Origin of the sequence: Bacteroides stercorirosoris, assembly GCF_900142015.1 — a bacterium.
GTDB classification, from domain to species: Bacteria; Bacteroidota; Bacteroidia; order Bacteroidales; family Bacteroidaceae; genus Bacteroides; species Bacteroides stercorirosoris.
Map to the genome: position 1 here is coordinate 23,283 of NZ_FQZN01000028.1, position 21,151 is coordinate 44,433.

Annotated in this window: 20 protein-coding genes; 7 read left to right on the forward strand and 13 right to left on the reverse strand. The window is 45.0% G+C overall.

All coding sequences use genetic code 11. The features are described 5' to 3' along the window. Positions 1–148: 148 nt before the first annotated feature. The 3 genes from BUC01_RS18685 (at position 149) to BUC01_RS18695 (ending at position 7,813) form a co-directional block, all read left to right on the forward strand. Positions 149–1,555: an McrB family protein gene (locus BUC01_RS18685; RefSeq protein WP_159106528.1), complete on the forward strand. Its 1,407-nt coding sequence runs from the start codon at positions 149–151 to the stop codon at positions 1,553–1,555. Then, on the forward strand, positions 1,552–2,874 hold the full coding sequence (locus BUC01_RS18690) for an McrC family protein (protein ID WP_139261887.1): 1,323 nt from the start codon (positions 1,552–1,554) through the stop codon (positions 2,872–2,874). The genes BUC01_RS18685 and BUC01_RS18690 overlap by 4 nt, the downstream gene beginning before the upstream one ends. A gap of 115 nt (positions 2,875–2,989) precedes the next feature. Then, positions 2,990–7,813, forward strand: a complete 4,824-nt coding sequence (locus BUC01_RS18695; protein WP_025834148.1) for a RecQ family ATP-dependent DNA helicase — start codon at positions 2,990–2,992, stop codon at positions 7,811–7,813. 65 nt (positions 7,814–7,878) lie between these two features. Here BUC01_RS18695 and BUC01_RS18700 read toward each other — a convergent pair whose 3' ends face one another. The 4 genes from BUC01_RS18700 to BUC01_RS25930 all read right to left on the reverse strand — a co-directional run bounded on the left by BUC01_RS18700 (position 7,879) and on the right by BUC01_RS25930 (position 14,633). Continuing rightward, a complete protein-coding gene (locus tag BUC01_RS18700) occupies positions 7,879–9,216 on the reverse strand; it encodes an NADP-specific glutamate dehydrogenase (RefSeq protein ID WP_025834146.1) in 1,338 nt (445 codons plus the stop codon). Between the two features lie 430 nt (positions 9,217–9,646). Next, on the reverse strand, positions 9,647–11,935 hold the full coding sequence (locus BUC01_RS18705) for an NADP-dependent malic enzyme (protein WP_025834143.1): 2,289 nt from the start codon (positions 11,933–11,935) through the stop codon (positions 9,647–9,649). Positions 11,936–12,231: 296 nt separating this feature from the next. After that, the gene (locus tag BUC01_RS18710; protein ID WP_073314495.1) at positions 12,232–13,131 is read right to left on the reverse strand and encodes an OmpA/MotB family protein; all 900 of its coding nucleotides are present in this window, start codon (positions 13,129–13,131) and stop codon (positions 12,232–12,234) included. Positions 13,132–13,220: 89 nt separating this feature from the next. Next, positions 13,221–14,633 (reverse strand): tetratricopeptide repeat protein, encoded by a 1,413-nt coding sequence (locus BUC01_RS25930; protein ID WP_394363925.1) that lies wholly within the window; start codon positions 14,631–14,633, stop codon positions 13,221–13,223. Between BUC01_RS25930 and BUC01_RS25935 the strand changes: the two genes are divergently transcribed. After that, a complete protein-coding gene (locus BUC01_RS25935) occupies positions 14,514–14,981 on the forward strand; it encodes a hypothetical protein (protein WP_244895766.1) in 468 nt (155 codons plus the stop codon). The two genes, BUC01_RS25930 and BUC01_RS25935, sit on opposite strands and share 120 nt — an antisense overlap. Before the next feature lie 159 nt (positions 14,982–15,140). Then, positions 15,141–15,281 (forward strand): hypothetical protein, encoded by a 141-nt coding sequence (locus tag BUC01_RS25940; RefSeq protein ID WP_244895767.1) that lies wholly within the window; start codon positions 15,141–15,143, stop codon positions 15,279–15,281. A 100-nt stretch (positions 15,282–15,381) separates the two neighbouring features. Here the strand turns inward: BUC01_RS25940 and BUC01_RS18720 are convergent, their stop codons facing one another. Further along, positions 15,382–15,774, reverse strand: a complete 393-nt coding sequence (locus tag BUC01_RS18720) for a HEPN domain-containing protein (protein ID WP_007667786.1) — start codon at positions 15,772–15,774, stop codon at positions 15,382–15,384. Continuing rightward, positions 15,771–16,094: a nucleotidyltransferase domain-containing protein gene (locus BUC01_RS18725; protein ID WP_021968358.1), complete on the reverse strand. Its 324-nt coding sequence runs from the start codon at positions 16,092–16,094 to the stop codon at positions 15,771–15,773. The genes BUC01_RS18720 and BUC01_RS18725 overlap by 4 nt, the downstream gene beginning before the upstream one ends. Before the next feature lie 223 nt (positions 16,095–16,317). Between BUC01_RS18725 and BUC01_RS18730 the strand changes: the two genes are divergently transcribed. Beyond that, the gene (locus BUC01_RS18730) at positions 16,318–16,611 is read left to right on the forward strand and encodes a nucleotidyltransferase family protein (RefSeq protein WP_025834561.1); all 294 of its coding nucleotides are present in this window, start codon (positions 16,318–16,320) and stop codon (positions 16,609–16,611) included. 73 nt (positions 16,612–16,684) lie between these two features. Here the strand turns inward: BUC01_RS18730 and BUC01_RS18735 are convergent, their stop codons facing one another. The 4 genes from BUC01_RS18735 to BUC01_RS18755 form a co-directional block, all read right to left on the reverse strand. After that, positions 16,685–17,035 (reverse strand): type II toxin-antitoxin system RelE/ParE family toxin, encoded by a 351-nt coding sequence (locus BUC01_RS18735; protein WP_007667779.1) that lies wholly within the window; start codon positions 17,033–17,035, stop codon positions 16,685–16,687. Beyond that, a complete protein-coding gene (locus BUC01_RS18740; RefSeq protein WP_007667778.1) occupies positions 17,029–17,223 on the reverse strand; it encodes a hypothetical protein in 195 nt (64 codons plus the stop codon). The genes BUC01_RS18735 and BUC01_RS18740 overlap by 7 nt, the downstream gene beginning before the upstream one ends. A gap of 252 nt (positions 17,224–17,475) precedes the next feature. Then, complete coding sequence (locus tag BUC01_RS18750; RefSeq protein ID WP_073314496.1) at positions 17,476–17,946, reverse strand: HU family DNA-binding protein; 471 nt, start codon at positions 17,944–17,946, stop codon at positions 17,476–17,478. Positions 17,947–18,207: 261 nt separating this feature from the next. Continuing rightward, the gene (locus BUC01_RS18755; RefSeq protein ID WP_025834558.1) at positions 18,208–18,591 is read right to left on the reverse strand and encodes a hypothetical protein; all 384 of its coding nucleotides are present in this window, start codon (positions 18,589–18,591) and stop codon (positions 18,208–18,210) included. A 1-nt stretch (position 18,592) separates the two neighbouring features. Here BUC01_RS18755 and BUC01_RS25260 point away from each other — a divergent pair, with 1 nt between their 5' ends. Then, complete coding sequence (locus tag BUC01_RS25260; protein WP_139261888.1) at positions 18,593–18,901, forward strand: hypothetical protein; 309 nt, start codon at positions 18,593–18,595, stop codon at positions 18,899–18,901. A gap of 21 nt (positions 18,902–18,922) precedes the next feature. On the opposite strand, the gene BUC01_RS18760 is transcribed toward BUC01_RS25260, so the two are convergent. The 3 genes from BUC01_RS18760 to BUC01_RS18770 all read right to left on the reverse strand — a co-directional run bounded on the left by BUC01_RS18760 (position 18,923) and on the right by BUC01_RS18770 (position 20,880). Then, positions 18,923–19,909: a hypothetical protein gene (locus BUC01_RS18760; protein WP_139261889.1), complete on the reverse strand. Its 987-nt coding sequence runs from the start codon at positions 19,907–19,909 to the stop codon at positions 18,923–18,925. A 90-nt stretch (positions 19,910–19,999) separates the two neighbouring features. Beyond that, on the reverse strand, positions 20,000–20,170 hold the full coding sequence (locus BUC01_RS18765) for a hypothetical protein (RefSeq protein WP_240795330.1): 171 nt from the start codon (positions 20,168–20,170) through the stop codon (positions 20,000–20,002). A 122-nt stretch (positions 20,171–20,292) separates the two neighbouring features. Next, positions 20,293–20,880, reverse strand: coding sequence for a helix-turn-helix transcriptional regulator (locus BUC01_RS18770; protein ID WP_139261890.1), 588 nt, complete (start codon positions 20,878–20,880; stop codon positions 20,293–20,295). Positions 20,881–21,151: the final 271 nt, after the last annotated feature.

Sequence of the window (21,151 nt, forward strand, 5' to 3'; positions counted from 1 at the left end):
TAGGTTTGATATTAGTTTTATAGAGATACATGAATTCTGTCGGTGATAAATGTGATATAAAATGCGCAAAATCCGATATCTTCTTTTGTCAATTCTTGAATAATCAATATCTTTGTGTTCGATGAACGCAATGGAGTACATCCACAATATGAAAACAAAAGACTTTCTTGAAAAAGCCATTGAATTCGCTAAGAACCTTGGCATGGTAGATAATGGAGAAGCTACGAAAAAAAAGAAGAATGTAGTAATCAGAAAGAATATATCTTCTGATGTTGGTAATGTCCCTTATTTTGGATTCATTCGTCCAGAAGAGCAACTTTCTGGACCATATTCAGATTTTTCTCTCGTATTCTTTCCTGCCACTATAGATAGCAATTTATATGTAATGTCTCTTGGTGTTGGTTCAGAGGGATTCCGGAATGATTATCAATTAGCTAGTCAGCCGGGGACAAGACGAATGTTTTTGAAGATATTGCCTCAGGAATTTCGTTATAGTGCTTTCTGTAAGCCTGATTTTACAGATATTGAGACAGCCATTGCTTTTGGCGACACTATAGTGGATTCTGAAGTGAATCTAGAAAAATATAAATCAGTACTCTCGATAGGTTGTCTAATAAACATCGAGGAGGAGAAAGATCTGGATTATGTGTATGCTTGGATTGCGCAATATGCAGAATTGCGAGGCTGGGCATCTACTAAGCTCCAAAGAAATAATGCAGAACAAGCCATTAGTAAATGCCGTCAGCAAGGGAAAAATCAGGAGCAACAAGAAAGAGATGTTGTTGATCTTTTGGAAAGCAGAAAATTTGTAATCTTGCAAGGTGCTCCCGGGACAGGCAAGACATACTTGGCCGAAAAGATCGCTAAGGAAGAGTATAACACGATATTTTTAACTCAGTTCCATGCAGAAACTTCATATTCGGATTTAGTGGAAGGAATAATGCCGAAACTCGGCATTACAAATAGTGTCGTTTATGAACGAAAAGAGGGTATACTCGTTGAAGCTATTAAACACGCAATTGACAATCCTAATGAAAAAGTGCTTCTCATAATTGATGAGATTAATCGAGCAAATCTTTCAAATGTGTTGGGACCTGTATTCTATCTTTTTGAACCTAAGAGACAAAGTGTAGCTGGTCAGGGTTTAAGGCTAGAAACTATGGGCGATACCATATTAAATAAGGTTCCAGACAATCTACACGTTGTTGCCACCATGAATACTGCTGATAGGAGTATTGCGGTTGTTGATTTCGCTTTACGTCGTCGTTTTGCATGGTATACTATTGAACCCAGATTTTTTGGTGAAGGTGAGGGAAAGGAACTTTTCGATAAAGTATCGCGACTATTTGAAAAGCATGCATCTGATTCAGAGCTTAATCTTCAACCTGGTGGTTCTTATTTTATTGCAGATAATAGAGAGGAACTTAATGCCAAAATAGAATATGAATTGATGCCTTTGATGAAAGAATATTTTGATGAAGGTCTATTGTCTGGTGCTAAAACAGATTTTAGCGATCTCTTCTATCAAGAAATTCACAAACCTTTGTACAAGTGATGGCAAATATTCAGATGCAATGCTTGTCCAGCCGTTTTATCACCTTTACAGAACTGAATAAGAATAAAAGATGTGATAAACGCTATCCTGAGCAGGCACTTCAGAAATTTATCACTCTTAATCATAAGGCTTTCTCTTTCTTAGGCGTTAATGTTGCTATTCAGGAAAGAGAAGGTCATGTAGGACTTGCTTTTACTTCGGGTAAGTTTGTTGGGTGCGCTCCATTACGTACTCCTGTTAATGGTAAATATTATCTGGATTTTGTGGTAACGTCTCGCTTTGGTGAGGATATTGCAGATATAGCTAATTTGCTGCAAAGTACCTTAGAACCGGAATATGGTGACATGACATTAGTGAGCAGTAGTGAAATGAGAGCTCCGGTATACTTGGATTGCATTAATTATTTCAATTCTTTTAATAATGCAATGAAATGCATTTGGAATAAATTTGATACAATCAAACAAATAGAAAATGTTCCTACCTCGTCGACAAATTGGATGAAGTATGTTAGTAACTCATACAATCCTATGAATACTTTCGAATTTGAAAATCGAAAGAATATACAATCAAAGAATCATTCTGAATGGTATAAATTAACCTATATATTAAAGCTGGCAATCGATCTCTTTCAGACGCCACTTACACCTGTATCTATTAAATTTAAGGCAAAGACTCTGGTCGACAAGTTACGATTGTATTCAGCTAGCCATAATTTAGAACCTACGACTACTGCTTTTATTATTCATGATTTCGACCCTATGGCGATAAAAGAGTTAAAGATTCAAGCAAATAAACTATTGAATCATAGAGCTAGGAATAAGTTATCCTGGAGAATAGACTCAGCTGAATTGTTCGAACGTTTTGCACAATATATAATGCATGAGGTAGGCAAGAAACTTGGGGCAAGAACGGAATCCAATGCTCGTTATCAGATCTTTGGAGCAAATAATCCTGCCTGGACATTAAGGTATCTGGAACCAGACATTCTTCTAGTTAAAGGAGGATATCTTTGTACCATTGATGCTAAATATAAAGCCCATATGTTTAATACTTCCGTATCGACAGATAGTCTAAAAGATTCGTTCCGCCAGGATTTACATCAAGTTTTAGCATATAGTGCTTTTGATTTAGCAAAAAATAAAGATGCTATGATTCTATATCCGTGCAATAAATTTAAGTCTATTCCACTATCTGCAAGTAGTGGTTACACTAGTATTAGAAATAGAATAACATTAGTTGGATTACCCTTTAATTCAAAAGAGATTAAGAACATGGTAAACAAGTTGTCTGATACTATTCAAGCTAAAATTCATTTGTAATTTCATTTATGATTTGTTTCCTGTGGAAATAAAGATGACTACCTGATTAATTATTAAAAAAAACTGCTTGTCATTATCTTTTTCTTTTGTTTCTTTGTAAAATAGATTTTTATTTATGAAAAACATAGCATTCATAGACTTAGAAACGAACTCCGACCGCTTGCAAATTGAGGATATGGGAGCAGTATGTAGTAATGGAGCGCATTTTCATGAAAATTCCTTTGAGCGTTTACTTGCGTTTCTAAATCCGATGGATTATATAGGTGGACACAATATAATGAAACATGATTTGACATATCTTGCTCCATTATATAAGAAAGTAGGATGCCGGCTTCCTCAGATAATAGATACGCTCTATCTCTCTCCACTGTTATTTCCAGAACGTCCTTATCATCGTCTTCTTAAGGATGATAAGCTACTCACAGATAGTCTAAACAATCCACTAAATGATTCTATAAAGGCTTTTGAACTATTTAAGGAAGAAGTGGCTACTTTTAAAAGATTGGATGAAGACCTAAAATATATATACTATTGTCTTTTAGAAAATTCGGTTGAATTTGAATCGTTTTTTCGATTTATAGAATATTGTCCGGATAAGACTGAGAGTTTGCCAGATATTTTACTCCATAGATTTAATGGAGAAATATGTGAGTCTGCTCCGTTGACTGATATGATTGTGCATTATCCTTTGGAACTAGCTTATGCTTTAGCCTTAATAAACTGTAAAGACCGTTATTCGATTACTCCTCCCTGGGTTCTTCATACTTTTCCTGATGTGGATAAACTAATGGTTCAGTTGAGAAGCACACTCTGCATTACAGGATGTCCCTATTGCAATAAAGCTTTCGATATTCATCTAGGACTGAAAAAATATTTTGGATTTGATTCGTATCGTCTTTATGATAACGAACCTCTACAAGCTAAAGCTGTGGAAGCTGCTGTGAAAGGGAAATCTATTTTATCTGTATTCCCTACCGGAGGTGGTAAATCTATTACTTTTCAGGTTCCTGCTCTTATGTGTGGAGAAATGGTGAAAGGGTTGACTGTAGTTATTTCTCCTTTGCAATCTTTAATGAAAGATCAAGTTGATAATTTGCGAAAACATAATATTACGGATGCTGTAACTATCAATGGGCTGTTGGATCCTGTAGATCGTGCCAAGTCTTTTGAAAGAATAGAAGATGGGTCTGCTTCCATTTTGTATATTTCTCCTGAGTCTTTGCGCTCAAGAAGTATTGAGAGGTTACTGTTGGGGCGGAAAATTGTTCGTTTTGTAATAGATGAAGCACATTGTTTTTCAGCTTGGGGACAAGATTTTCGGGTAGATTACCTCTATATCGGTGATTTTCTGAAGCAACTACAAAAGAAAAAGAATCTGACACAATCTATTCCTGTGTCCTGTTTCACGGCTACAGCAAAACAAAAAGTGATAGAAGATATAAAGGAATATTTCAAGAATAAATTAGATATTGATTTTGAGTTATTCCGTGCGGGGTCAAATCGTACGAATCTGCGATATAAAGTATTTAGAAGGGAGGATAAAAGAGAAAAATATAATAGTCTGAGGGAGATAATAGAAGAACACCATTGTCCGACCATTGTTTACGTTTCACGTACCCGAACGGCTTCTGAACTAGCTGCTCAGTTAGTAAAAGATGGCATTGAAGCAAGGCCGTATCATGGTAGGATGGATGTACGTGATAAGACGGATAACCAAAATGCTTTTATTGCTGGAGAAGTGCAGGTGATGGTGGCAACATCAGCCTTTGGTATGGGGGTAGATAAGAAAGATGTTGGTCTTGTTGTTCATTATGAGATATCCGATTCTTTGGAGAATTACGTACAGGAAGCTGGAAGAGCAGGGAGGGATGAACATATCACAGCTGATTGTTTCATTCTTTTTAATGAAGAAGACCTGAACAAGCATTTTATTCTGCTGAATCAAACGAAATTACATATAAAGGAAATACAGCAGGTGTGGAAAGCTGTGAAGGATCTTACTCATTTTCGTTCCACCGTTTCGCAATCTGCACTTGAAATAGCGCGCAAAGCAGGATGGGATGATAATATAGCTGATGTGGAAACTCGTGTAACTACGGCTATAGCAGCCTTAGAGGAGGCGGGATATATACAACGTGGTCAAAATATGCCACAGGTATTTGCTAATAGTATTATGGCACAGACAGCTCAAGAGGCCATTGATAAGATTAATTTTTCCGAAAGATTTTCTGAAAAGCAGAGAGAACAGGCTATTCGCATTATTAAAAAGTTAATAGCGACAAAGAGTCGGAAGCATTTGAATAATGAAATACCAGAAGCACGGGTTGATTATATTTCCGATCATCTGGGCATCACTCGTGAAGACGTGATACAAGTTGTTACGTTATTGCGTGAGGAAAAAATATTGGCTGATGCTCAGGATTTGACTGCATATATAAAGAGAAACGAATCATGCAACCGTTCACTCGATATAGTACGATTTTTCAATCGGTTAGACAGGTTTTTACTTGGAACTTTCACAGAAGGAGAGAACCTTTTTAATCTGAAAGAATTGCGGGAACTTGCTGAGCAAGAAGTAGGCAGGAGTGTCAGTCCTGATAAGCTTAAAGCGCTTATCAACTTCTGGGCGGAAAAAAACTGGATAAAGCGCGAGTATCAGGATGCTGCAAGAAATCATGTAGCTATCATGCTAGTTGAACAAGATCGTAGCCTACTTCAGGAAAAAGCGGATCGCAGATATGTTTTATCTGATTTTATTATAAACGCTTTATTTGATAAAGTGGATGTCAAAGTTGAGAATGCTACCAAAGAGGAAGCTTTAGTAGAATTTTCTGTATTGGAACTAAAGGAGAGGTTTGAAGAAGAGGAAAAACGACAAAGTAATATGTTCCGACAGGAAGTTTCGGTGGAAGATGTAGAAGATGCACTTTTCTACCTTTCGCGTATAGGTGCTTTGCAAATTGAAGGTGGTTTTCTAGTAGTGTATAATAAGCTTGTTGTCAATCGGGTCGAGCGTAGTAATAAGATAAAATATAAGCAAGAAGATTATCGGAAGTTGGAATTGTTTTATGAAAACAAAATCCAGCAAATTCACATAGTTGGTGAATATGCAAAGAAGATGGTAGAAAATTATCAGATAGCTCTGCAGTTTGTTGATGATTATTTCAATCTTAATAACTCCTCCTTTTTGAAAAAATACTTTCCTGGTAATAGGAAGAATGAAATAAGTTTGCGTATGACTCGTTCTAAATATGAACAGATATTCGGAGAGTTATCTGAAACCCAATTGTCTGTGGTAAAAGATAGTTCACCAGGACATATTGTGGTTTTGGCCGGCCCTGGGAGTGGAAAGACGAAAGTTCTTGTCCATAAATTGGCATCATTGTTGCTGATGGAGGATGTGAAACATGAACAGTTACTTATGCTCACTTTTTCTAGAGCGGCAGCTAATGAATTCAGAGAGAGATTGCATAAGTTGATTGGTAATGCTGTGGGATACATTGAGATAAAAACATTCCATTCTTATTGCTTTGATTTATTAGGACGCCAAGGGACATTGGCAAGATCTGCGTCTGTGGTATCCGATGCTGTAGGAAAAATTAATAGTGGAGAGGTAGAAAGTAACCGGATTACTAAAACTGTATTGGTTCTGGACGAGGCTCAAGATATGACATCTCAGGAGTTTGAGTTAGTAGAAGCTTTGATGCAGAAAAATGAAGAACTTAGGGTGATTGCGGTGGGAGATGATGATCAAAATATTTATGGATTCCGAGGATCAGATTCTCGCTATATGCGAAAACTTGTTGATAAGTATGAGGCGCATACCTATGAACTATTAATGAATTATCGCAGCAAAAACAATTTGGTTTTGTTTGCTGGATTATTTATTAGTCAGTTACCTGATAGGATGAAATATTCGTCTGTCGTTTCCAGAGATTTGAAAGACGGAATTATCCATATCACACATTACAAATCTGCTAAAATGACATTTCCTTTAGTCCGGAATGTTTGTGAAAGTTCTCTGACAGGCAGTACATGTGTGCTAACTTTGACCAATGAAGATGCTATGCTGATTGCATTTCTTTTGCAAGAAAAAGGTATGCCGGTTCGTCTGGTTCAATCAAATGATGGTTTCCGTTTATCTGATTTGAATGAAATCCACTATTTTAATGACCTGTTGGGGCTATCAGTAGATGCTTGTCTGATAGAAGCTGAACGTTGGGAATTAGCGAAAAGAGAATTAAGAAGAAACTATTATGATACTCCTTCATGGGAAATATGTTCTAATATGATTGAAAAGTTTGAGTTTCTTTATAGAGATCGCAAATATCGCTCAGATTGGGAGGTATTCCTGTTTGAATCCAGCTTGGAAGACTTTTACTCTTATAAGGGAGGTGAAGTGTATGTTTCTACTATTCATAAGGCAAAAGGTAAAGAGTTTGAAAATGTTTTTCTATTACTGAATGATGACTGTAAATACTATGAGAGTAGATTACGTGAGATTTATGTAGCTATTACTCGTGCAAAACAATATTTGTCAATACATCTAAATGATTCTTATTTGAATCTTATTCCTAAAGAATATGCAAACTTCCAAATGGATACTCAGGAGTACTCTATGCCGGGATATTTGTATTTTTCGTTGACTCATAAGGATATTGTGCTCGACTTTTTTCTTTATCCTTTTCGTCAGGATATAATTGAAAAATTAAGGAGTGGAAGTTTCCTGCAACTGACAGATAAAGGATGTACAGATGGTGATGGAACTGAAATTTTACGTTTTTCTTCTAAGTTTAATGCAGTGATAAAGCATTGGCAGGAGAAAGGGTATAGCTTGCATGAAGCCTCTGTCAATTTTGTCGTATTCTGGAAAAAACAAGATGATAATGTGGGTGAAGTCAGAATCGTACTACCTAAGATTATTTTGAAGAGAATCTGAGAAAAAGAGAATCCCCTTCACACCGAGTGCAAAGGGGATTCTCATATATAACAACTATAGCTTTCTTACACGATACCTTGTGCCATCATAGCTTTTGCCACCTTCATGAATCCGGCAACGTTAGCACCTTTCACGTAGTTCACATAACCGTCAGCTTCCGTACCATACTGTACGCAGGCTTCGTGAATGTTCTTCATGATGCTCTTCAGCTTCTCGTCTACCTCTTCAGAGCTCCAGCTCAGTTTGATAGAGTTCTGAGTCATTTCCAGGCCGGATACTGATACACCACCTGCATTGGCAGCCTTACCCGGAGCGTACAGAATCTTGGCATCCTGGAATACTTTGATAGCTTCCGGGGTAGAAGGCATGTTAGCACCTTCGGAAACAGCCATACAGCCGTTTGCTACTAACTGGCGAGCATGGTCGCCGTTCAGTTCGTTCTGAGTTGCGGAAGGCAGAGCGATGTCAGCTTTTTCACCCCAAGGCTTAGCTCCTTCTACATACTTCACACCCGGATATTGCTCTGCATACTCGCGGATACGTCCACGGTAGAGATTCTTCAATTCCATGATGTAGTCCAGTTTCTCGCGGTCGATACCTGCCGGGTCGTAAACGTAACCGTCAGAATCAGACATGGTGAGTACTTTACCACCCAGTTCCAATACTTTTTCAGCAGTGTATTGAGCTACGTTACCGGAACCTGAAATCAGACAAGTCTTGCCTTTCAAGTCAGTACCTTGCTTCTTCAGCATTTCCATCAGGAAGTAGATGTTACCGTAACCGGTAGCTTCAGGACGAATCAGTGAACCGCCGAATTCACGGCCTTTGCCAGTGAATGTACCGGTAAATTCACGAGTCAGTTTCTTGTACATACCGAACATGAAACCTACTTCACGACCACCTACACCGATATCACCGGCAGGAACGTCAGTCTCAGGACCGATGTGACGCCACAGTTCCAGCATGAATGCCTGTACGAAACGCATTACTTCGGCATTGGATTTACCGCGCGGAGAGAAGTCGGAACCACCTTTACCACCACCCATAGGCAGCGTAGTCAGTGAGTTTTTGAAAGTCTGCTCGAAAGCAAGGAATTTCAGGATTGAAAGGTTTACAGAAGCGTGGAAACGGATACCACCTTTGTACGGGCCGATAGCGTTGTTGTGTTGAACGCGGTAACCCATGTTGGTCTGAATGTTACCCTTATCGTCCATCCAAGTCACGCGGAACTGGTAAACACGATCGGGGATGCAAAGACGTTCAATCAGATTGACTTTGTCAAACTCCGGGTGTTTGTTGTACTCTTCTTCAATTGTAGAAAGTACTTCTTCCACTGCCTGATGATACTCTGGTTCGTTGGGGAACCGTCTCTTCAAATCTTCTAATACCTTAGCTGCGTTCATAATCTATTTCTTTTATTGGTTATTTTTCAGTTGACGAGAGTTCAGTTGACAAGTTGACGAGGGGTTCAGTTGATAAGGCATTTGCGCTGCCGCAGGGAATTTCTTGTAACTTGTTTCCTCGTATCTTGCTTCCCTTTTTCTCTGTTGCGGTTGCAAAAGTACACATAAAAATGAGACAAACAAACAATTTATAAAGAAAATGCGGTAGAAAACAACATTTTTATTGTTTTCTACCGCAAAAAGGAATAAAAAGACATTATTTATCCTCTCTTTAATGATTTTATTACCGGAATGAATACTAACGCTGCCGAAATGATAAGCGTCATGATGACTGGTCCATCAATTCGTTCGACAGTAGTCAGAACTATGTAGCAAAGTGCTGCCCAAAGCAGCACAATGCAAACACTTTGTGATTTCGATAACGGACGTCTCATTTACCTGCTTTCTTTTTGTCCACGATAGCATCGATAACGGCTACTGCGGTGATATTTACGATGTCGCGCACGGAACTTTCGAAGTCGGTGAAGTGGATAGGCTTGTTCAGTCCCATCTGTATCGGGCCGATTAGCTCCATTTCCGTATTCATGGCTTGCAACAGTTTGTATGCGGAGTTGGCAGAGCTCAGGTTCGGGAATACGAGGGTGTTCACATCCTTGCCTTTCAAGCGGGTGAAAGGATATTTGGCGTCGCGCATCTTGCGGTCCATGGCGAAGTTTACCTGCATCTCACCGTCGATGGCGAGGTCGGGATAGTTCTGCTGCATGTACTCTACGGCTTCGTGTACGCTTACCGGACTGCCTTCGGTATCTGCGCCGAAGTTGGAGTAGCTCAGCATGGCCATTACTGGGGTATGGTTGAAGAAACGTACGGTGTGCTCTGACAGTTTGGCAATGTCAATCAATGTTTCGGCATTGGGATGACGGTTGATTAGCGTGTCGGCAAGGAAATACGTACCTTTCTTGGAGTTCAGGATGTGCATCGTACCGAAATGTTTGTATTGCGGCTGTATGCCGATGACTTCCTTGGCTACCTTGATAGTGTTGCTGTATTTCGTATAAAGACCGGTGATGAATGCATCCGCATCGCCTGTTTCCACCATCATCATACCGAAGTAGTTGCGTTCGAACATCTTGTCGTTGGCTTCCTCGTAGGTGGCACCCTGGCGGGCACGTTTTTCAGAAAGGATGCGGGCATAGCGTTCGCGGCGTGCTGCTTCGTTCGGATGGCGCAGGTTTACGATTTCGATGCCTTCCAGGCTGAGGTCGAGTTCCTTTGCCAGTTTCTCGATGGTCTCGTCGTTACCTAAAACGATGGGATGGCAGATACCTTCGGCTTTGGCTTCTACGGCTGCTTTCAGCATATTGGGGTGGGAACCTTCGGCAAATACCACACGTTGCGGATTGCGGCGGGCGGTGTCGTAAAGCTGACGGGTGAGTTTGCTTTCGTAACCCATCAGTTCGCGGAGTTGTACGCAGTAAGCATCCCAGTCTTCGATGTTCTTGCGGGCTACACCACTTTCCATGGCTGCACGTGCCACGGCGCAGGAAACTTCGGTGATGAGGCGCGGGTCAACCGGTTTCGGGATGAAGTATTCAGGGCCGAAACTAAAGTTGTTTACATGGTAAGCCTCGTTCACAACATCGGGCACAGGCTGTTTTGCCAGGTTGGCGATGGCGTGTACGGCGGCTATTTTCATTTCCTCGTTGATGGCCTTTGCCTGAGTGTCGAGCGCGCCACGGAAGATATAGGGGAAACCGATTACATTGTTAATCTGGTTCGGATAGTCCGAACGTCCGGTTGCCATCAATACATCGGGGCGGGCTGCCATGGCATCTTCGTAAGAGATTTCTGGTGTCGGGTTGGCGAGTGCGAAAACGATAGGAGACGGGGCCATGCTGCGTACCATGTCTTGTGACAGTACATTGCCTTTGGATAATCCCAAAAATACGTCTGCGCCTTTGATGGCTTCTTCAAGAGTATGGATGTCGGTACGGTCGGTGGCGAAGTAACGCTTCTGTTCGTTGAGGTCGGTACGTGTCTTGCTGATAACGCCTTTGCTATCCACCATCACGATGTTTTCCAGGCGGGCACCCAGCGAAACGTACAGCTTCGTGCAGGATACGGCCGATGCACCGGCACCGTTCACAACGATTTTTACATCTTCAATCTTCTTGCCTGCTACCTGCAAAGCGTTCACAAGTCCGGCACTGGAGATGATGGCTGTACCATGTTGGTCGTCGTGCATCACGGGGATGTCGAGTTCTTCCTTCAGGCGGCGTTCTATTTCGAAACATTCGGGAGCTTTGATGTCTTCCAGGTTGATGCCACCGAAAGTAGGGGCGATGGCTTTGACTGCCTGGATAAATTTCTCAGGGTCTTTCTCGTTCACTTCGATGTCGAACACGTCGATACCGGCGTAAATCTTGAAAAGCAATCCTTTACCTTCCATTACGGGTTTGCCGCTCAACGCGCCTATATCGCCCAGACCGAGCACTGCGGTACCGTTTGAGATTACAGCTACCAGATTACCCTTCGCTGTATATTTGTATGCATCTTGCGGGTTCTTTTCTATTTCAAGACATGGTTCCGCCACACCGGGGGAGTATGCAAGTGAAAGGTCGGTTTGGGTACTGTAGGGCTTGGTGGGCACTACTTCTATCTTACCTGGTTTGCCTTGTGAGTGATACAGCAAGGCAGCTTCTTTGGTTATCTTAGCCATGGTAGTTGATTATGAGTTGTTAGTTAAAAGTTATAATTTGGGCGCAAAGGTAGGAATAAATGTGATAAAATGTAAGTGCGTGTGCGATAAAAACTATTAAATTGTACTTATTCAGGGCTTATAGAAGGGAAAAAACAAACAGACTGCCTCTGAATAGCAACTTGCCGTTATTTTGCTCCGGATGACAGAGTGATAGGCTTCTTCCTATTTAGAGACAGTCTGAGGTTTGTTTTTGGAATTATATTTTTTCCCTATGTTTCTGCTTGTAGGTTAAGTAATTGCAGGCAGTCTTTACTTTATTCGGCTTTTTCTTCTCCTTCCGCTTCCGGCGCCTTGTCTATCAGCTCCAGGAACTGGTCGAGCTTCGGAGTGATGATAATTTGCGTACGGCGGTTGCGTTGCTTGCCCAGTTCGGTGTCATTATCCGTGAGAGGATTATATTCTCCACGGCCGGCGGCGGAAAGGCGTTTGGGGTCGACGCCGTATTGATTCTGCAAGGCTTGCACTACGGATGAGGCACGCAGGGCGCTCAGGTCCCAGTTGTTACGGATATTGGGGCGGGAGATGGGCACATTGTCTGTGTTACCTTCCACTAATACTTCGTAATCCTTGTAATCGGTGATAATCTTGGCAATCTTGCTCAGCGTTTCGCCAGCGCGTTCGTTGATTTCGTAACTGCCGCTCTTGTATAGCATATTGTCTGCCAAGGAGATGTAAACCACGCCTTTCAAGACCTTTACATCCACCTCTTTTAGCTCTTCGCGGCTCAGGGAGCGGGTGAGGTTGTTAGTCAGCACTACGTTCAGAGAGTCCGATTTGCTCTTGGTGTCCACCAGTTGCTTGATGTAGCGGTTGGAGGCATTAATCTCATCCACCAGTTTGGAGATGTTGATGTTGCCTTGGGAGTTCTGCTGGAGGCTCTTGTCGAGAGAACCTTGCAGAGTGGCGTAGTTGTTGCGCAGCTCCTGGTTGTTTTTCCGGGCTTCGTTGAGGCGGTCTTCCAGGCTTTTGGACTGTGTGCGATACTCGGCGAGCTGGATTTGCGCATCCTGATAGGACTTATCGAGGGCAGTCTTCTCGTCCTTCAACTTGTTATAATCTGTTTGAAGATTCACTAATTCTTTCTTGCTCACGCATCCCGTCAGGAGCAGAGTCCCGGCTAACAGGAAGGATGCAGCTAATTTTGTACGTTTCATAAATCTTTCTATTATAATGTTTATAAGTAATATAACGCTAACAGTTTCCAAATGGTTGAACTGTTGCAAAGATAGTGAATACTATGCAATTATTCCTTGACAGACATCACTTTTCTGATTTCAGTGTCTGCATCGGCTCCTTCCGGCAATCCCAGTTTTATGCGTATCCGGTATCGTGTTTTCGAGACACTGGATTTGCTGATACCCAAGGTGCGTGCCATTTCGAAGTTGTCCAGTTGCAGCATGGCGAGCATGCAGAAGAGTTCGTCGCTGTAGGTCAGGTCGGGGCAACGGCTCCGCAGACGATTCAGTGCTGTGGGATAAACGGCGGAGAAGTTTTGGCGGAAGCGTTCGGCGTCTTCTTTGCTGAAAAGGCTTTGTTGCAGGCTCTCCATGATGCTGTCGAGGTTGCAGGTGTTTTCGTGTGTGGCCTGGATGTCGGAGAGTTGGCGGACCAGGTCGAGATTGCGGTCGTTGAGTTGCTGGCGGTCGCGGATGAGGCTGTGCAGTTGCGCTTCCTGTTCGCGCAGCAGGGTGGCGGCGGCTTCCTGCCGGATGCGGATGGCACGATGCCTCATCACTACCCAGACGATGGTGCCGGCAGCCAGCAGCAGGCAGAGTGTGCCAACGAGGAGGGTGGTGCGCAGGCGACTGTCCTTCAGTGCCACTTCGGCGGTGAGGGCGCGGTTTTCCTGCTCTTTCTTTTCGGTTTCGAAGCGGATGTTGGCGGCGGCAAGCTGGCGTATCTTCGCGTCGCTGGCTATGGAGTCGGAAAGGGCTTGATAGCGGGGCAGGAAGTCGGCAAGGAGGGCGAGACGTCCGGTATGGCGGTAGCACTCGGTGAGCAGACGGGCGGCCTGGTGGGCCATGAGGCGTTCGGAAATGTTCTCCGATTCCGTCACGGCACTTTCCAGCAGGGGGATAGCACGGGAGTATTGTCCGGCTTGGGCGCAGGCGCTTCCGTAATAGTAAAGGTAGAAGGCTTGGCGATGGGCGGGTATTTGTCCTTCGAGGGTGGTGAAAATGCGCAGGCCTGCTTCCAGTGAGTCGGGCTGCAAAGTGAGCAGATGGGCGCGTTCGAGGGCGGCTTGCAGCTTATAGTAATCGTTGCCTGTACGGTTGAAGCAGCTGTCGGCTTGTTGCAGGGCGACGAGGGCATCGGCGGAACGGTTCATTTCGGCAAGGACGGCGGCTTTGTTGATGTAGGAGCGTCCGCGCAGGTTGTTCAGTATCTCGAAGTCTTTGGGGGCGTCGGTCACGATGGCGCAGTAGCGCAGGGCTTCGTCGTAAAGGCCGAGGCGGCGGTAGGCTTCGGTCAGGTTTTCGGCGGCGATATATTGCCCTTGTTCGTCGGGTTTGTCGGAGGGAGTGGAGGCAATGGCTTGGCGGCAGAGGGCGATGCTCTGTTCATATTTGCCCTGGTGCAGGTAGATGTCGGCGAGGCGGGCTATGGCATGGGGATAGAGGCCACCGCGGAAACCGGTGCGGCGGGCAATGTCGATAACCCGCAGGAAGGCTTGCTCGGCACGGGTGCTTGCGCTGTCCACGCCCATGTAGGTGATGCCGGTGGCGGCACTCCAGTAGCTGTCGTTCTCGGGACATTCGAGGCGTCCGGTGGCTTGTGCGCGGGCAAGGAGGCCGGAAGGGAGGGGGGCGGCGATACTGTCTTCTGTCTGGGCGAGCTTCATGGCTTGGTCGAGGCATTGCAGGGCTTCGGCGTGGCGGTCGAGGGGCATCAGCATCTGGGCTTTGGCGGTGAGGAGGCCTCGCAGGCAGTAGCGTTCCAGAAAGGGGAGGTGCAGGCGTTGGAGGCTGTCGAGGTGGCGGTAGCCGCCTTCAAAGTCTATTAGCAGGTTGTAGCTTACCATCAGGTAGCGCAAGGCACGGTTGCAGAGCAGGCGGCCTTCGGCGGTGCTGAGGGTGTCGGAGTGCTGCGGGGCGTCGGGATTGAGGCTGGCGGGCAGCAGGAAGATGGAGTCGAGATAGGGGATGGTTTCACGCTCCCGCCTTTGGTCGTAGAGGGGCTCTGTGGCGGCGAGGAAACGCAGGCTGTCGGCGTGGTAGCGGGGAGAACGGAGAGGGGCGGCTGCATTTCCGATGACGGTTGCACTTCCGTTGCCGGTATGGCAGGCGATGAGGCACAATGGTAGTAACAGTAGCAGCAGTATCGGTTGTGGTATTTTATGCATGGTGGTTGTTTTCAGGTTTATACCGTAATTTGCTGACAAAGTTATATAACCAGATTGTTTCTCATATCAGTTCCTTTATCTTTTCGACAAGTTCTCTTGCTGGGGCACGCATTGCGCTGATTTCTTCTTCAGATATGGAATATAAGCAGTTATAGTCCCCTTTCTGCCTCAGTTGTTCGATGCGTGACAGAAAACTTCCCAGGTGTGAACTGATTATTCCGGTTTTTATAAAGTTCAACCCGAAACAGCCGATCAGCCCGTCATGTGTCCGGCACGTCAATCCATGCTTAATCAGTAATGCTTGTACAGCATGGAAACATGCATAATAGTAACGGTTTGAAGCTATGTCCCAGTATTTTAGAACATACATTTCATCTGCTTGTTGCAGAAAAGTCCGTGCTTTTTCCATCTGCAATGTCACAAGGGCATTGCGTTCTTCTTCACTTAAACTCATACCAGTATAATTCCTTCTTGTTCAATGTTTTTATAAAACGGAGTGATGTGGCTTGCGGTCCACTCCTTCAGGGTGTACATGATGGGGTTGATGCGTTCACCCAAGTCCCAGCCTAGCGTGGTGAGCGGATAGCTTACAGTGTCGTAATCGGCAGTTTCGAGTTTCTCCTTGTCGAGTACGATAAGTATGTCCCAGTCCGAGTCCGGGCGTGCGTCGCCGCGTGCTTGCGATCCGAACAGCACGGCACGTCCGCCGGAAGGCAGGTGTTGAGCCAGCGACTGGCGGATGCTTTCGAGTACTTTATTGGCGTTGCGTTTCATAATGTCTCTTTTTAGGATACTTTTTTCGTGAAACAAAGATAAAGAAAAAAGTGTTACCCCTGCACATAAACTCTTAAAAATGACCGATTATTCACGTGCCATAATAACAGGTGCCGGGGTAAACGTCGTAAAAAGGAGTGTGTAGCGCTATATTTTCGGCGGTATGTCTTCTCTTTCTTGAGGAAATCGCTAACTTTGTACCTGTCACTAAAAGAAGTAAGATATGGAAACCACCCAGGAGATCGTCGACCGTCTGCGGGCTTATAAGGAAAAGTTTGCCGACAAGTATGGCATCGAGCAGTTGGGACTGTTCGGTAGCGTGGCGCGGGGGGAACAGGACGAGAAGAGCGATATTGACGTCATAATCAAGTTGCGTCGTCCTAGTTGCTTCACGTGCTTCGGCATTCAGGAAGAGTTGCGGAAGCTATTCCATCGGAAAGTAGATTTGATAACCTTGCACGAAAACATGTTCCATAGTTTTTGCCAAAACCTTGAACGTGATGCGATATACATCTGAAATGAGTGTGTAGGAGCGAATGGAGTTCCTCACGATGAAAGCGAAACAGGCTGTCGAGCGGGGTTATTTTCTCTTAGTTTTCCGCATCTTCCATATCTTTTAAAATCTCTTTAATGAACTCATCTGAAACATTTTCCATTTCATTCTTATCATAAATAAAGAGAAAGAAGACAATCCCTTCTTGTTGGTACAGACTGAGGATGAGGCGAGCACCGCCACTTTTTCCCCGCCCTTTTGCTGAAATAGCCATACGCATTTTACGGACGGTTGCAAAAAGAGGAACGCCGACCTCCGACGGAGATTCCTGAATTTCGTCCATAACCTTCAACAAATCTTGTTTCAACGTACGATATTTTTTCAATAGTCGTTTGAAGGCGATCTTAAAATCGTCCGAGAACTGGAACTTTACAGCTTCTCTTACCATTTTTCTATTTCCTTTTCAGCCTCCTCACGACTCAGTTCAGGATATTTATCACGTTCGCTCAGGCCGCGGCGGATAGCTTTGGCCACTTTGAAGCTTTCTTCCCATTGCATCATTCTCTTGAAGAAACTTTTACTTATTTCCACCGTGACATGGTCTTGACCTTCACTGATGATTTTGTAATTTCTCATAATTTTTCTCCTTTGTAATAAAATGTTCTATACCCATATTCCTCTTAGAGGTTTGGTATGCCAAAGGTACGAAAAAAAGGTGTACTCTAACGAAATATCCCCTTAAAATCAGTTCGTTTCTAAATAGAACAACAGCAAATAGCTGTCCGCCTGTCTGCTGCTGTTCCTCTCTCTGCATCGGGGGAGGGCGTAGGGGCGCATGAGTGCCGTGTTCGCCTCCCGCCCGGTTATCGCAACGGAGTTCGGTTTCGGTTATCCCAACGGATTTTCCTCTATTCCTCCGTCTCCGCCGCTGCTGCCGCCACTGCCTGTGCCGTCCAACTGGCTGATGGAGTTGATATTTGCCCACGTCACGTTTTCGCCGATGAGGCCGCGGGTGATGGTGCTACCTTGCCGATGCGACTCGGGCACGAAACGTACGCGGGTGCCGGAGATTTGGTTGGCGTTCACCTTTTCGGCCGCGTCCACGCCTTTGCCTGTGGAGATGCAGGTGTAGTAGAAGGTTCCCAGACCCTCCACGTGTACCGTGCGACCGGTGTTCATACATGTCCCCAGCACAAGGCCGAGGGCTTCGAGGGTAGCTTTGGTGTCGGCGCTGCTCACGGTGGAGATGAGCGCTATCTGCTTGCAAAGCTCGTCCATTTCGATGGGTTTGCCCACGCTCACGGCTTGGGGATGCCACTTCTTGGACAACTTTTTGTAAATAGGTTTGAAAAATGCCATATTCTATGGTTTTTTAAGTGAAACATCTGCCTGAGCCTTGTACAGAGGGCTTGTGGAGCGGTTTTTTAGGGGTGCTGACACTTGTGCTAAGTGTCAGCGATGCTTGTGCTAAGTGTCATGGACACCTGTGCTAAGTGTCGGGGATACTTGTGCTAAGTGTCAGCGAGGTGAAGCCGTATTCCGCTAAGTCTGCATTTGTTGTCAGGATTTATCTTAATATTCGTCAATCAAGGGGGACGTATCAGAAGTGCTTTTCTCCGGTTACTTCAGCCAGGCCACTACGTTGAGGCAGAAGTCGCTGAAGTTAGCATCCGTATAGTCTTCGGCACACACGGTGTAGGAGATGCCTTTCAGACGTCCGTCGCTGCCGTATATCTGGGTGGCGCTGACCACGGTCTGGAGTTCTTCGGGATAGGAGTTCTCAATACTCACCTTCAGTTGGTTGCCGGCGCAGGTGTCCGAGCCTTCGCCCAGGAACTTGTAGGCGTAGTGACCTGTGCCTTCGTCGGCTTTGTTGAGGGTGAAATATCGATGACCCGTTTCGTCCGTCATGCTGATGGTGATTGCGCGGCTGGCGCGTGTGAAAGCGCTCCATGACAAGGCATAGCCTTTTTCTGCTCCTGATAGTATAATTTCTCTTTTCATAATGAATTTGTTTTTATCTGTGTTTCCCTCTCTCTTCCTCTTCGCAGCTTTCCCGACAGGGAAGAATGGCAAAAAAACGAGAGTGAGGGTGAGGCAGCGTGCCGCCGACTGTATTCCCCGGCGGCTTGGGAAGTCTTTTCTGTGTGTGACCTCTCCTGCGATGTCTTCCTCCTTTCCTGATGCAGGCGGATTAGGGTGTTCCGTCCTTTTTTTGTGGGTGAGGCTGCCATCCGGGCAGGGACGTATGACCCAGGATGGCAGTCTGTATTTCCTTCTTTCTGCACGCCGCATTTCGGGGGGGCGGGTTTAGTTGGGGATTGCCGATTAATTTTTAGTTGTTTTCCTTCGTAAGGGTGGCTTCGATGGTATTCAATGTGCCACGGGTCATAACAAAGTCTTCGGACGGTGTAATCTTTGTAGAAAATGTACCATCTGCGCAGGTGGCGGTTATAGTAATCTCATTATTCTTATATATAGGATTTGAAGAGACCATCATAAATGCTAGGATAGCATTTTCGGAAGTAACAGTTACTCCATTATCGCCGCTTCCATATTTTAGAATACAGCTGTTAGCAAGATTAGCAATTTGTACCTTTTTCAATGCAGGATTAACTGTGATTGATTGGGCTAAAGAGTTTGCAGAACAGGCTACTTTCACCTCTTTCACCGTATGTCGGCCGTAGGGAAGTGCCAGGTGGAGGTGTAATATTGCGTTGACGTGCGTGAAGTTGAAAGATTTAGTGGCGGCATTGGCATTTACTGTTGCGCACATCAAATCGTAGTCTGCTAAATGGGTGGTAGTGGAGTTGGCGGTTTGCCGTTGCCCTGTCATGCTGAAGCTGTAGGTTTTACTACTAACTCCACTGGTGGTTGTAACGGATATCTTGTCCGAGGCGTTGTTTCCGCAATATACTGCATACAGTTCCTTGTCCATATCGAGATTGCTGTTCTCGTTTTTGAATGTTCCGGTTGCTTTTCCAGCTTCTCCTTCCAGCGTGAATTCTTCAAAACCGGCAGCGGTGAGGGTATTGCCTTCTTTTAAGTTTTCGGAGTTGATGATATAAATCTTGTCTCCTGCTTTCCAAGTTACTTTCACCGTGTTGTTAAACATATCGTAGCTGTAGCCGGTTCGGGTCTGTGCATCCGTCCCGTCCGGGGTGCCTGTTCCTTGGTAGGTGGCGGTTATGGTAACGGGGCGTCCGGTCGGGGGAACGTCGTTGTTCTGCAGGGGTTCGTTGTCGCTGGTGCAGGCTGTGGCGGCGGTGAGCATCAGGGCTGCCATTGCTGCGTGATATACCTTATTATATATGCATTTCATTGTTTGGTTTCCTTTCTGTTTTTTAGGATGATTATTTGTTTTTATAGTGAATGGGGCTGCCGCTTCGTGCATCAGAGGGAGCGGCTCGGGCTATTGCTCCACGGTGAGGATGTCGTTTATCAGGTCTTCCAGGTCGCTGCTCGATGCGGAGTTGTAGCCTCGGCGGGTACTGCTTTGTCGGATAGTGGAGCCGGACGTGAAGTCACTCAGGTTTCCGCTGCCTGCTATTACGCCTTCCAGGTCCATCTTAATCACTTCCATTTGCGGCGGCGTGTAGGTCATCTTGTTGCCGGCCGGGGCATGTGTGGCCGGGGCTTGGCACTGTTTCATTTGTTCTGTACTCATAATCAATTGTTTTTTAAGGGTTAATAAAAATGTTGTCATTATCTGATTTTTGTTTCTTTGTCTTCGGCGGAGTGTTCTCCAAGGAACATCATGTGTCCGGGCGGCAGTTTGTCCAGCGGTTCGCCCAGTAGCTGGAGCCATCGTGTCAGGTCTTCGTCGGCGGGCAGGCCTTTCAGTTTCTGGCGCAGGCGTTGCTTGGTCTTTATCACGCTGTTGGGCGTGATGCCCATGCTTTGGGCTATCTGTTTGTTTCGCAAACCCAGCTTGATGAGGAAACAGGTGTGCTCTTCGCTGTCGGAAAGGCGGCCGTCGGTGTGTGCTGTCAGTTGCTTCAGGAAGTCGGGGTAGTAGGTCATCATGAAGCCCACCAGCATCTGGTGGCTTTGGCTCTTCACGGCGGGCGGGCTGTAAAGGGTGTTTCGCTGGGCGTGCATCTGTGCCATAGGGCATTCTGCCTCGTGGCGGTGCAACTGCTGTTCTACGCGTAGCTTTATCAGGGTGTCTATGCGTCGGCGCATTCGGGGCCATCGGTGTGTTTGCAACCATTGCTGTGCCATGATGGCAAGGGCACATCCGCCCATAAAGGCGGCCATGGTGAGTAGTGCGGTGTTTATATCCATTGTCAATATTCTTGTTTGTCAGTACATGCTTTGCCAATCAGCAAAACTTACGAGTTCAAGATAGGGCTTATCTGTGTAACCACCGCACTTTGTCTATGGACAGTTTGATGGACAGGTAGTGTAATTTTGCCGTGACATGGCAAGTGAACGGCATGATTTATGAAAAATAGCGGAAGTAGGAGGGCACGAAACGAAAAAGGCGAAAGACTTTTCGGTCTTTCGCCTGAGTGGGGAATAAATGAGTAAATGTAAATATGTGTTGATGAAGGTGGGGCTA

Coding starts and splice junctions, on each gene's coding strand:
- BUC01_RS18725 (WP_021968358.1), bottom strand. CDS start 16,094: ATGAAACGCAACGCCAATAAAGTACTCGAAAGCATCCGCCAGTCGCTG.
- BUC01_RS18750 (WP_073314496.1), bottom strand. CDS start 17,946: ATGGCATTTTTCAAACCTATTTACAAAAAGTTGTCCAAGAAGTGGCAT.
- BUC01_RS18760 (WP_139261889.1), bottom strand. CDS start 19,909: ATGAAATGCATATATAATAAGGTATATCACGCAGCAATGGCAGCCCTG.
- BUC01_RS18705 (WP_025834143.1), bottom strand. CDS start 11,935: ATGGCTAAGATAACCAAAGAAGCTGCCTTGCTGTATCACTCACAAGGC.
- BUC01_RS18720 (WP_007667786.1), bottom strand. CDS start 15,774: ATGAGTTTAAGTGAAGAAGAACGCAATGCCCTTGTGACATTGCAGATG.
- BUC01_RS18700 (WP_025834146.1), bottom strand. CDS start 9,216: ATGAACGCAGCTAAGGTATTAGAAGATTTGAAGAGACGGTTCCCCAAC.
- BUC01_RS18765 (WP_240795330.1), bottom strand. CDS start 20,170: ATGGAAGTGATTAAGATGGACCTGGAAGGCGTAATAGCAGGCAGCGGA.
- BUC01_RS18755 (WP_025834558.1), bottom strand. CDS start 18,591: ATGAAAAGAGAAATTATACTATCAGGAGCAGAAAAAGGCTATGCCTTG.
- BUC01_RS18735 (WP_007667779.1), bottom strand. CDS start 17,035: ATGGTAAGAGAAGCTGTAAAGTTCCAGTTCTCGGACGATTTTAAGATC.
- BUC01_RS18695 (WP_025834148.1), top strand. CDS start 2,990: ATGAAAAACATAGCATTCATAGACTTAGAAACGAACTCCGACCGCTTG.
- BUC01_RS18730 (WP_025834561.1), top strand. CDS start 16,318: ATGGAAACCACCCAGGAGATCGTCGACCGTCTGCGGGCTTATAAGGAA.
- BUC01_RS25260 (WP_139261888.1), top strand. CDS start 18,593: ATGAATTTGTTTTTATCTGTGTTTCCCTCTCTCTTCCTCTTCGCAGCT.
- BUC01_RS18710 (WP_073314495.1), bottom strand. CDS start 13,131: ATGAAACGTACAAAATTAGCTGCATCCTTCCTGTTAGCCGGGACTCTG.
- BUC01_RS18685 (WP_159106528.1), top strand. CDS start 149: ATGAAAACAAAAGACTTTCTTGAAAAAGCCATTGAATTCGCTAAGAAC.
- BUC01_RS18740 (WP_007667778.1), bottom strand. CDS start 17,223: ATGAGAAATTACAAAATCATCAGTGAAGGTCAAGACCATGTCACGGTG.